Origin of the sequence: Falsiroseomonas selenitidurans (assembly GCF_012103215.1) — a bacterium.
Classification (GTDB): domain Bacteria; phylum Pseudomonadota; class Alphaproteobacteria; order Acetobacterales; family Acetobacteraceae; genus Falsiroseomonas; species Falsiroseomonas selenitidurans.
In genome coordinates this window covers 1-8,337 of sequence record NZ_JAAVNE010000096.1, presented here as the reverse complement: position 1 = coordinate 8,337, position 8,337 = coordinate 1, and the positions used below count along the sequence as shown (strand labels likewise).

The following is an 8,337-nucleotide window of genomic DNA, read 5'->3' as shown; positions in this document are numbered from 1 at the left end:
GCGCTGCGCGCCGATTTCGGTGCCGCCTGCGGCCTGGCGCTGGGCGGCGTGGTGGTGCACCCGGCCGCGCAGGCGGCCTGCGACATCGCCGCGGCGCTGCTGGCCGGCGCCGGCCTCGGGGGCGATTGCGCGCTGCTGCTGGCGGCGGAGGACACGGCCGCCCCGGCCTTCCGCGCCGCGGCGCTGCCGCGGCTGGCGAGGCTGGCGGACCAGCACCTGGATTGGAGCGTGGAGCCGGCGCGGCATGCCGCGTTGCTGGCGGCCTGGCGGCGCGGCGTGGCGCTGGAACTGAGCGGAGCATGAGAAGCATGGCGCGACCGCCGATGACCACGACGCCGGAGGCGGAGGGCCTGCTGCACCTGCAGCCGGGGCCTGACCATGTCCGCACCCCGGCGACGGAACGCCTGGCCAGCCGCGCGCTGGCCTATCTCGATGCCGGCTTCCCGGTGCATTTCCGCGGCCCCGCCGGCAGCGGCAAGACCAAGACGGCGCTCGATCTCGCCGACCGGCTCGGCCGGCCGGTGCTGCTGCTGGTGGGCGACGCCAGCTTCGACACCGCGGCGCTGGTCGGCCGTGAATCCGGCAGCCGCACGCGGCGCGTCGTGGACCGCTACATCACCAGCGTGATGAAGGTGGAGACGGAAACCGTGCCGGTCTGGCTGGACCGCGCGCTGACCGTCGCCTGCGCCGAAGGCTGCACGCTGGTCTACGACGAATTCAACCGGGCCCCGGCGGCGGCGAACAATGTGCTGCTGACGGTGCTGGAGGAGCGCGTGCTGTCGCTGCCCAAGGCACGCGGCTCGGACACCGCCATCCGCGTGCATCCGAATTTCCGCGCCATCTTCACCTCCAACCCCGAGGACCATGCCGGCACGGAGGAAGCGCAGGACGCGCTGCTGGACCGCATGGTGACCATCGACCTCGATGGCTTCGACCGCGACACGGAAGTGGCCATCGCCGTCGCGCGCTCCGGCCTCGATGCCGAGCAGGCGGGGCGGATCGTCGACCTGGTGCGCGATTTCCGCCTGTCCCGCGAATGGACGCGGCGGCCGACGCTGCGCGCTTCCGTGATGATCGCGCGGCTGGCCAAGGCGCAGGGCCTGCAGGTGGCGGCGGAGGAGGAACGCTTCGTGGAGATCGTGCTGGATGTGCTCGGCAGCCGCGTGAAACCCTCGGCGGCCGGGCTGCCGGACCCGAAGCACCGGCAGATGCTGGTGCGGCTGGTGGAGCATTTCTGCGGGCCGCGCCTGGCCGGGTTGCCGGCATGACCGCCGCGCGGCCCCGCGCCTCCCAGGCCAGCCTGCGGCCACGCCGGCGGCGCCAGGGCGTGACGACGGCGCTGGAAGGCGCCGCCACCGAATTCGCGCTGCTGGCGCAGCGCCGGTCGCGCCTGGCGCGGCAGATGGCGTTGCTGCGCCGGCAGCAGGACGCCGCCGCCGCCACCATGGCGCAGGTGATGGCGCGCATGGCCGTGCTCTCGGCGCGCATCGGCGCGCTGGTGCCGGAGGATGATCTGGCACCCGCACCCGCACCCGCACCCGCACCCGCACCCGCACCGGCGCCGACCGGCGCGCCGGCGGCGACGCCCAACCCAGCCGCGTCGCGCCGCCGCGGCGTGCCGATGACCTATTGAGGACGCAGCGCCATGGAACTTACCGAGATCGTCGAGACGGCCAAGCGGCAGATGAGTGTCATCACCGGCCTGCCGGCCGACACCGTGGCGCGGCTGGACCCGGCGGCTGAAGGCTGGGCGGTCGCCATCGACATGCTGGAACACCGCGCCATCCCGCGCACCCACGACCTGATCGCGGCCTTCGAGGTCACGCTGGACAATGGCGGGCGGATCCTGCGCTGGAAGCGCACCGGCCGCTTCCAGCGCGGTCAGGCGCGCGAGGAAGGCTGAACCCCATGCAGCACGCCATCGGCGGCTCCTCGCTCGCGGATATTCTGGAACGCATCCTCGACAAGGGGATCGTGGTCGCGGGCGACATCTCCATCAGCCTGGTGGGGGTGGAGCTGCTGACCATCCGCGTGCGCCTGGTGGTCGCCTCCGTCGATCGCGCGCTGGAGATGGGCATCCGGTGGTGGGAGGCGGATGCGGCGCTGACCGGCCAGACCAACAAGCTGCAGACGGAGAATGCGATGCTGGCGGAACGCGTGGCGCTGCTGGAAAAGCGCCTGGCGGGGGTGGGCGCATGAGCGGCCGCTTCCGGGGCGGCCCGCGGCGGCCGATGTCGCTCTCCCGCGCGATGAGCGAGCAGGCGCGGCAGGACGCGCCGCCGGCTGACCCCGCCGGGTCCCTGGCCGGGATGCTGGAAGGGCTGAAGGGGCTGGCGGAAGGGCTCGGCCGGCTGGCGGAAGGCGCGGGCCAGGCGGGCGAGGAGGGCCGCGTGGTCTTCGGCTATTCGGTGCGCACGCTGGATGGCAGTGTGCAGGCCTTCGGCCATGTGCCGGACCCGAAGCCGGGCGGCACGGCGGAGGCGGCGGTGCCGGAAGCGCGCCAGCCGCTGGTCGATGTGTTCGAGGAAGCCGATGCCATCCTGGTGGTGGCGGAAGTGCCGGGGCTGGAGCCGGCGGCGCTGACGCTGGCGCTGCGGGACGGGGCGCTGGAGATCACCGGCGCCGGCCGGCTGCGCTACCACCGCCGCGTCGCGCTGCCCTGCGCCGTGCGGGAAGCGGGCATGACCCATGCCTGCCGCAACGGCATCCTGGAAGTGCGGCTGCCGCGCGCGGAGGCGGCGCCATGAGCGGGGGCCTGTGGCTGTATGGCATCGGCCTGGCCGCCCCCGGCGGCGCGCCGCTGGGCGATGGCGTGGCCGGCGCCGCGGTGCAGCCGATGGAGGCCGCCGGCTTCGTCGCCCTGGTCTCGGACGCGCCGGCGGAACGCCCGGCGCCGACGCGGCGGCACATGCTGACGCACACCGCGGTGCTGGAACGCGCCACGGCGGCGGCCGATGTGCTGCCGGTGCGCTTCGGCACCGTCGCCCCGGACGCCACCACCCTGGCGCGCTGCCTGGCGGCGAATGCGATGAAGCTGCGCGACGCGATGGCGGCGATCAGCGACTGCGTCGAGCTCGGCCTGCGCGTGTCGTGGCGGGAGGGCGTGATCTTCGAGGAGATCCTGGCCGCGGAGCCTGCGCTGCGCGCGCTGCGCGACCGGCTGGCGACGCGCCCGATGCAGGAGACCTACCAGGACCGCATCGCGCTGGGTCGCCGGGTGGAGGCGGCGTTGGCGGCGCGACGCACGGCGGAAGCCGCTTCGCTGGATGCGAAGCTGGCGCCGCTGGCGGTGCAGATGGCGGTGCTGCGGGAGGTGGACGAGGCCATGCTGCTGAACCGCGCCTTCCTGGTGAAGCGCAGCGAGGAGACGCGTTTCGATGCGGCGGTGGCGGCGCTGGAGGCGGCGCAGGCCGGCCGGCTGCTGCTGCGCTATGTCGGCCCCGTGCCGCCCTTCAACTTCGTCTCGCTGCGCGCCGAATGGTTCGGCGCGCCGGCCCAGGCGGCGTGAGATGGGCCTGCTGCGCACGCTGCTGACCCTGCCCATCGCCCTGCCGTTGAACGGCATCGGCTGGGTTGCCGGGCAGGTGGCCCAGGCGGTCGACCAGCAATGGTACGACCCGCGCCGCGTGGAAGCCGCGCTGCTGGCGCTGGAACGACGGCTGGAGGCCGGCGAGATCACCGAGGCGGAGTTCGAGGCGGCGGAGGCCGAGCAGCTGGCGGAACTCGCCGCCATCCGGGCGGCGCGCGGATGAGCGACGCATCCTTCTCCGTCATCGGCGCGCAGGTGGAGGATGCCAATCGCGGCATCGCCCGGCTGGATCCGGCGGCGCTCGTGGCACTCGGCTGCCGCATCGGCGACGTGCTGGCGATCGAGGGCAGGCGCACCGCCCATGCCCGCGCCCTGCCGCTGCCGGCGGCGCTGCGCGGGGCCGGGCGCATCGCCCTCGATGGCGCCATGCGCGGCAATGCCGGGGCGGCGATCGGCGAGGCGGTGGCGGTGCGCGCCGCCGGGGCGGTGCCGCGCGCGATTCGGCTGGTGCTGGCGGGTCCCGCGCTGAAGCCCGGGCTGCTGGCGCTGGCGCGGGTGCTGGACGGCATGCCGCTGGCGCTGGGCGACACGCTGCGCCTGGCCCTGCCCGGCGGGCGGGAGGCCGAGCTGCGCGTGCTGTCGGTGCAGCCGGCCAGCCCGGCGCTGGTGGATGCGGCCACCGTGGTGACGCTGGACGGCGCCACCCCGCCCAGCTCCGCCGGCGCCGTGCGCTATGAGGATCTCGGCGGGCTGGGCCGGGTGGTGGAGCGGATCCGGGAGGTGGTGGAACTGCCGCTGCGCCACCGGGATGCCTTCGCCCGGCTCGGCATCACCCCGCCGCGCGGGGTGCTGCTGGTCGGGCCGCCGGGCACCGGCAAGACGCTGATCGCGCGCGCCGTCGCCACCGAATCCCGCGCCGCCTTCATCGCGGTGAACGGGCCGGAGATCATGGACCGCTACTACGGCGCCAGCGAGGGCGCGCTGCGCGCGGTGTTCGAGCGCGCCCGCAAGGAAGCGCCCGCCATCATCTTCATCGACGAGCTGGACGCCATCGCGCCGCGCCGCGACGGCCTTTCGGGCGAGAAGCAGGTGGAAAAGCGCCTGGTGGCGCAGTTGCTGACGCTGATGGACGGGCTGGGCGGCCGCGGCGACGTGGTGGTGCTGGCGGCGACCAACATGGCGGACATGCTGGACCCGGCGCTGCGCCGCCCCGGCCGCTTCGACCGCGAGATCCGCGTCGATCCGCCGGACGAGGCCGGGCGGCGGGAGATCCTGGCCGTGCACAGCCGTGCCATGCCGCTGGATGCGGATGTGGACATCGGGCAGCTGGCCGCGCTGACCGCGGGCTTCGTCGGCGCCGACCTGGCGGCGCTGTGCCGCGAAGCCGCCATCGCCGCGCTGCGCCGCGCCGGCGCGCTGGAAGCGGCGGACATCGCGCCCGGGCTGACGGTGACGGCGGCGGATTTCGCCGCCGCGCTGTCCGGCATCGTGCCGAGCGCGCTGCGCGAGACGCATCTGGAGATGCCGCGTGGCGGCTGGGCCGATGTCGCGGGGCTGGATGGGCTGCGCGGCACGCTGGAACGCGCCGTGCTGTGGCCGCTGCGCCACCCCGGCGCCTTCGCCCGCATGGGCCTGCGCCCGCCCCGCGGCGTGCTGCTGCATGGCGCGCCCGGCACCGGCAAGACGCTGCTGGCCCGGGCCCTGGCGGCGGAAGCCGGCATCGCCTTCATCGCGGTGCGCGGCGCGGAGCTGCTCTCGCCCTGGCAGGGCACCTCGGAAGCCGCGCTGCGCCGCATCTTCGACCGCGCCCGGCAATCCCGCCCCTGCCTGGTGTTCTTCGACGAGATCGACTGCATCGCCGGCCGCCGCGGCGGGGCGGATGGCGCGACGGTGGAGCGCATGGTGGCGACGCTGCTGGCGGAGCTGGACGGCATCGCCGACCCGCCCGGCATCGTGGTGCTGGGCGCCACCAACCGGGTGGAGGCGATGGACCCCGCCCTGCTGCGGCCCGGCCGCTTCGACCTGGTGCTGCGCATGGCACCCCCGGGGCTCGCGGCGCGGCGCGCCATCCTCGGCCTGCATGCGGGGCGCATGCCGCTCGCCGCCGATGTGGCGCTGGATGCGCTGGCGGAGGCGACGCCGGGGCTGGTGGGTGCCGACCTGGCCGGGCTCTGCCGCCGCGCCGCGCTGGCGGCGATGGCGGAAGCCGGGAACCCGATGGCGGCGGAGGTCGCCGCCCGCCATTTCGCCGCGGCGCTGGCCGGCGGTGCGGAGGAACCATCATGACGGCTCGACAGAGGCTGCTCGGCTTCGCGCCCGCTGCCGGCGCGGAAGAATTGCGCGACCGGCTGGCGGCGCTGCCCGGCCCGCCCATGGAGCTGCTGCCGCTCGGCCCGGTCGCGGCGCTGCTGCAGGCGGCGGAACCGCCGGCCCGCGCCCTGCTGCTGGCCAAGGACCGCGCCGGGCTGCTGCGGCAATTGGCGGCCCTGCAACGGCGGCTGGAAGCGGCCTGCCTGTCCGGCCCCTTCCTGCCCGCCGATCCCGGCGCCGCCACCCTGCCGGAGGCCACCTGGCCCGCTTTGCTGCCGGCCCAGGCCGCCGCCGCGGCGCGGGCGCTGGCCTGCCATGGCGGCACCCACCAATGGGACGTGATCCTGCGCTGGTCGCCGGAAGCCCTGCTCACCGCGCAGCGCGGCCGGCTGGAAGGGCTCGGCCGGGCGGCGATGGCGGAGGCCGTCGGGGCGATCCTGGCGCAGGCGCGCACGCTGCGGCAGGCGGCGCTGCTGCAGGCCCTGGCGCCGCGCGTGCTGGCGGTGGCGGAGGCCGCCCCGGTGGCGGAGGACGCGGCCATCGGCGCCACGGTGCGGGTGCCGGCGGGCGGCGAGGCGGCGATCGAGGCGGCGCTGTTCGCCATGCCGGCGGCGCTGACGCAGGAGGTGGCGGCGGATCTGCGCGGGCCGCTGCCGCCGCTCGCCTTCGCCGCGGCGCGCGTGGCGGAAGTGCCGGCGGATGCCATCGACCGTGCCTGGAGCCTGCTGGAACTGCCGGAGGTGGTGGCGCCGGCGGAACTGCACCGGCGCTGGCGCGGCCTGGCCGGCCGGCTGCACCCGGACCAGGCCGGGCAGGCCGCGGATCCCGGCCGCTTCGCGGAGGCGGCGGAAGCCTATCGGCTGCTGCGCGGCCTGGCGGGGGGGGCCACCGCGGTGCGCCGCGCCACGCTGACCCGCAGCCCGGCCTGCCACCTGCTTCTGCCGGAGCCGCTGTGATGCAGGCGCTCTATGCCTATGCCGTGGTGCCGCCGGAGGCGAGCCCGCCCGGCGGGGACGTTGCGATCCTGCCCGGGTCCGGTTTCACGCTCGTGCGCGCCGGCGGCTGCGCCGCCCTGGCCAGCCCCGTGCCCCGCGCGCCCTTCGAGGCCGGGCCAGAGGGCCGCGCCGGCGACCCCGCCTGGGTGGCGGAACGCGCGGCGGCGCATCATGCCGTGGTGGCCGCCATGGCGGCGCGTGGCGCCGTGCTGCCGATGGCCTTCGGCGCCCTGTTCTCCGGCCCCGGCCCCCTGGCCGAGTGGCTGGCGGTGCGGGAGGAGGCGCTGGTCGCCGCCCTGGCGCAGGTGGCCGGTTGCGCCGAATGCAGTGCCAGGCTGGAGGAGGACGCGGCGCGCCACGAGGCGTGGCTGGACGCGCATGACGCCGACCTCGGCGACCTGTCGCGCCGCGCCGCCTCGGCCGCCGCCGGCACCGCCTTCCTGCTCGCCCGCAGCCGCGCCCGCCGCATGGCGGAGGCCCGCGCCGCGCGCCAGGCGATCGTGGCGCGCGAGGTTTCCGCCCGGCTCGGCCGCCATGCGCATGTGATGCCGGAACCGCTGACCGCGCTGGTGCCGCGCGCCGCCCTGCCGGCACTGCTGGAGGAGATGCGCGCGGCGGCGGCGGATCTCGCCGAGAGCGGCATGGCGCTGCGCGTGATCGGCCCCTGGCCGCCCTACGCCTATGCCCGCGCGGCGTTGCGCCATGCGTGAGGAGCCCGCCATGCGAGACCCGCTTCCGGCCACCGGCGCGCCGCCCCAGGCCCTGGTGGACGTGCTGGACCGGCTGCTGGACACTGGCGTGGTGCTGGACGGGCAGATCGTGCTGTCGCTCGCCGGGGTGGACCTGGTGCATGTCGGGCTGCGGGCGCTGCTGGCCTCGGTGGACCGGGCGGCGAAGCTGGCCGGCCCGGCGGCCGGGGGTGGCGGGGCATGAGCACGGCACCCCTTGCCGAGACCGGCCTCTCCGAAGCCGGGCCGATCACGCGGCTGGCGCTGGACCCGGCGACCCTGGAACAGGATCTCGGCCGGCTGGTGCTGACGCTGGTGGAGCTGGTGCGCCGGCTGATGGAAGGCCAGGCGCTGCGGCGGATGGAAGCCGGCACGCTGTCGGCGGAGGAGACGGAGCGCCTGGGCCTCGGCCTGATGCAGCTGCGCGGCGCGGTGGAGACGCTGTGCGGCCGGCTGGGGCTGCGGCCGGAGGAGCTGAACCTCGATCTCGGCCCGCTGGGCCGGTTGCTCTGAGAGGCGACGGATGATGGCGGCATGGCGGGATCTGGGCCGGGGCCTGGCCGCGGCGGCAACCCTGGGCAGCGCTGCGCTGCTGGGCTGGGCGGTGCTGAACCCGCCGCCGGCGCTGCCACCGGCCGCGCCGCTGCAGGCCGCCGACACGGCCGGGCTGATCGCGGCGCTGACCGCGGGCGACCGCGGCGCGCTGGTCGAGGATCTGCGCGGCATCGCGGCGCTGCTGCAAGGCCCCGGCATGCCGATGGCCGCCGGCGTGGCG

14 protein-coding genes are annotated in these 8,337 nt (G+C 76.1%); all 14 read left to right on the top strand.

Features of this window, described 5'->3' with window-relative positions:
- Positions 1-303, top strand: a 303-nt coding sequence (locus tag HEQ75_RS27120; RefSeq protein WP_209318806.1) for a hypothetical protein, incomplete at its 5' end; no start/stop codon positions are given.
- Between the two features lie 5 nt (positions 304-308).
- Positions 309-1,268: a gas vesicle protein GvpN gene (gene gvpN, locus HEQ75_RS27115; RefSeq protein WP_209318805.1), complete on the top strand. Its 960-nt coding sequence runs from the start codon at positions 309-311 to the stop codon at positions 1,266-1,268.
- On the top strand, positions 1,265-1,633 hold the full coding sequence (locus tag HEQ75_RS27110; RefSeq protein ID WP_168035252.1) for a hypothetical protein: 369 nt from the start codon (positions 1,265-1,267) through the stop codon (positions 1,631-1,633). The genes gvpN and HEQ75_RS27110 overlap by 4 nt, the downstream gene beginning before the upstream one ends.
- Positions 1,634-1,645: 12 nt before the next feature.
- Entirely contained in the window at positions 1,646-1,903 is a 258-nt protein-coding gene (gvpO, locus tag HEQ75_RS27105; protein WP_168035251.1) for a gas vesicle protein GvpO, read from the top strand.
- Between the two features lie 5 nt (positions 1,904-1,908).
- Positions 1,909-2,199, top strand: coding sequence for a gas vesicle protein GvpJ (gene gvpJ, locus HEQ75_RS29235; RefSeq protein ID WP_168035250.1), 291 nt, complete (start codon positions 1,909-1,911; stop codon positions 2,197-2,199).
- Between the two features lie 32 nt (positions 2,200-2,231).
- Positions 2,232-2,747, top strand: coding sequence for an Hsp20/alpha crystallin family protein (locus HEQ75_RS27095; protein WP_168035249.1), 516 nt, complete (start codon positions 2,232-2,234; stop codon positions 2,745-2,747).
- Positions 2,744-3,508: a GvpL/GvpF family gas vesicle protein gene (locus HEQ75_RS27090; protein WP_168035248.1), complete on the top strand. Its 765-nt coding sequence runs from the start codon at positions 2,744-2,746 to the stop codon at positions 3,506-3,508. The genes HEQ75_RS27095 and HEQ75_RS27090 overlap by 4 nt, the downstream gene beginning before the upstream one ends.
- A gap of 1 nt (position 3,509) precedes the next feature.
- The gene (locus tag HEQ75_RS27085) at positions 3,510-3,752 is read left to right on the top strand and encodes a gas vesicle protein GvpG (protein ID WP_168035247.1); all 243 of its coding nucleotides are present in this window, start codon (positions 3,510-3,512) and stop codon (positions 3,750-3,752) included.
- A complete protein-coding gene (locus HEQ75_RS27080; protein WP_168035246.1) occupies positions 3,749-5,815 on the top strand; it encodes an AAA family ATPase in 2,067 nt (688 codons plus the stop codon). The genes HEQ75_RS27085 and HEQ75_RS27080 overlap by 4 nt, the downstream gene beginning before the upstream one ends.
- Positions 5,812-6,795 carry a J domain-containing protein gene (locus tag HEQ75_RS27075; RefSeq protein WP_168035245.1) on the top strand — a complete coding sequence of 328 codons (984 nt, stop codon included), beginning with the start codon at positions 5,812-5,814 and terminating at the stop codon, positions 6,793-6,795. Before HEQ75_RS27080 ends, HEQ75_RS27075 begins: the two co-directional genes overlap by 4 nt.
- Complete coding sequence (locus HEQ75_RS27070) at positions 6,795-7,544, top strand: GvpL/GvpF family gas vesicle protein (protein ID WP_168035244.1); 750 nt, start codon at positions 6,795-6,797, stop codon at positions 7,542-7,544. The genes HEQ75_RS27075 and HEQ75_RS27070 overlap by 1 nt, the downstream gene beginning before the upstream one ends.
- 10 nt (positions 7,545-7,554) lie before the next feature.
- Positions 7,555-7,767 (top strand): gas vesicle protein, encoded by a 213-nt coding sequence (locus HEQ75_RS27065; protein WP_168035243.1) that lies wholly within the window; start codon positions 7,555-7,557, stop codon positions 7,765-7,767.
- Positions 7,764-8,075: a gas vesicle protein K gene (locus HEQ75_RS27060; protein WP_168035242.1), complete on the top strand. Its 312-nt coding sequence runs from the start codon at positions 7,764-7,766 to the stop codon at positions 8,073-8,075. The genes HEQ75_RS27065 and HEQ75_RS27060 overlap by 4 nt, the downstream gene beginning before the upstream one ends.
- Before the next feature lie 13 nt (positions 8,076-8,088).
- Positions 8,089-8,337, top strand: a 249-nt coding sequence (locus HEQ75_RS27055; protein WP_209318804.1) for a hypothetical protein, incomplete at its 3' end; no start/stop codon positions are given.

What these genes read in the sequence shown, in the direction of transcription:
- gvpN (WP_209318805.1), top strand. Translation starts at nt 309, where the DNA reads ATGGCGCGACCGCCGATGACCACGACGCCGGAGGCGGAGGGCCTGCTG.
- HEQ75_RS27110 (WP_168035252.1), top strand. Translation starts at nt 1,265, where the DNA reads ATGACCGCCGCGCGGCCCCGCGCCTCCCAGGCCAGCCTGCGGCCACGC.
- gvpO (WP_168035251.1), top strand. Translation starts at nt 1,646, where the DNA reads ATGGAACTTACCGAGATCGTCGAGACGGCCAAGCGGCAGATGAGTGTC.
- gvpJ (WP_168035250.1), top strand. Translation starts at nt 1,909, where the DNA reads ATGCAGCACGCCATCGGCGGCTCCTCGCTCGCGGATATTCTGGAACGC.
- HEQ75_RS27095 (WP_168035249.1), top strand. Translation starts at nt 2,232, where the DNA reads ATGTCGCTCTCCCGCGCGATGAGCGAGCAGGCGCGGCAGGACGCGCCG.
- HEQ75_RS27090 (WP_168035248.1), top strand. Translation starts at nt 2,744, where the DNA reads ATGAGCGGGGGCCTGTGGCTGTATGGCATCGGCCTGGCCGCCCCCGGC.
- HEQ75_RS27085 (WP_168035247.1), top strand. Translation starts at nt 3,510, where the DNA reads ATGGGCCTGCTGCGCACGCTGCTGACCCTGCCCATCGCCCTGCCGTTG.
- HEQ75_RS27080 (WP_168035246.1), top strand. Translation starts at nt 3,749, where the DNA reads ATGAGCGACGCATCCTTCTCCGTCATCGGCGCGCAGGTGGAGGATGCC.
- HEQ75_RS27075 (WP_168035245.1), top strand. Translation starts at nt 5,812, where the DNA reads ATGACGGCTCGACAGAGGCTGCTCGGCTTCGCGCCCGCTGCCGGCGCG.
- HEQ75_RS27070 (WP_168035244.1), top strand. Translation starts at nt 6,795, where the DNA reads ATGCAGGCGCTCTATGCCTATGCCGTGGTGCCGCCGGAGGCGAGCCCG.
- HEQ75_RS27065 (WP_168035243.1), top strand. Translation starts at nt 7,555, where the DNA reads ATGCGAGACCCGCTTCCGGCCACCGGCGCGCCGCCCCAGGCCCTGGTG.
- HEQ75_RS27060 (WP_168035242.1), top strand. Translation starts at nt 7,764, where the DNA reads ATGAGCACGGCACCCCTTGCCGAGACCGGCCTCTCCGAAGCCGGGCCG.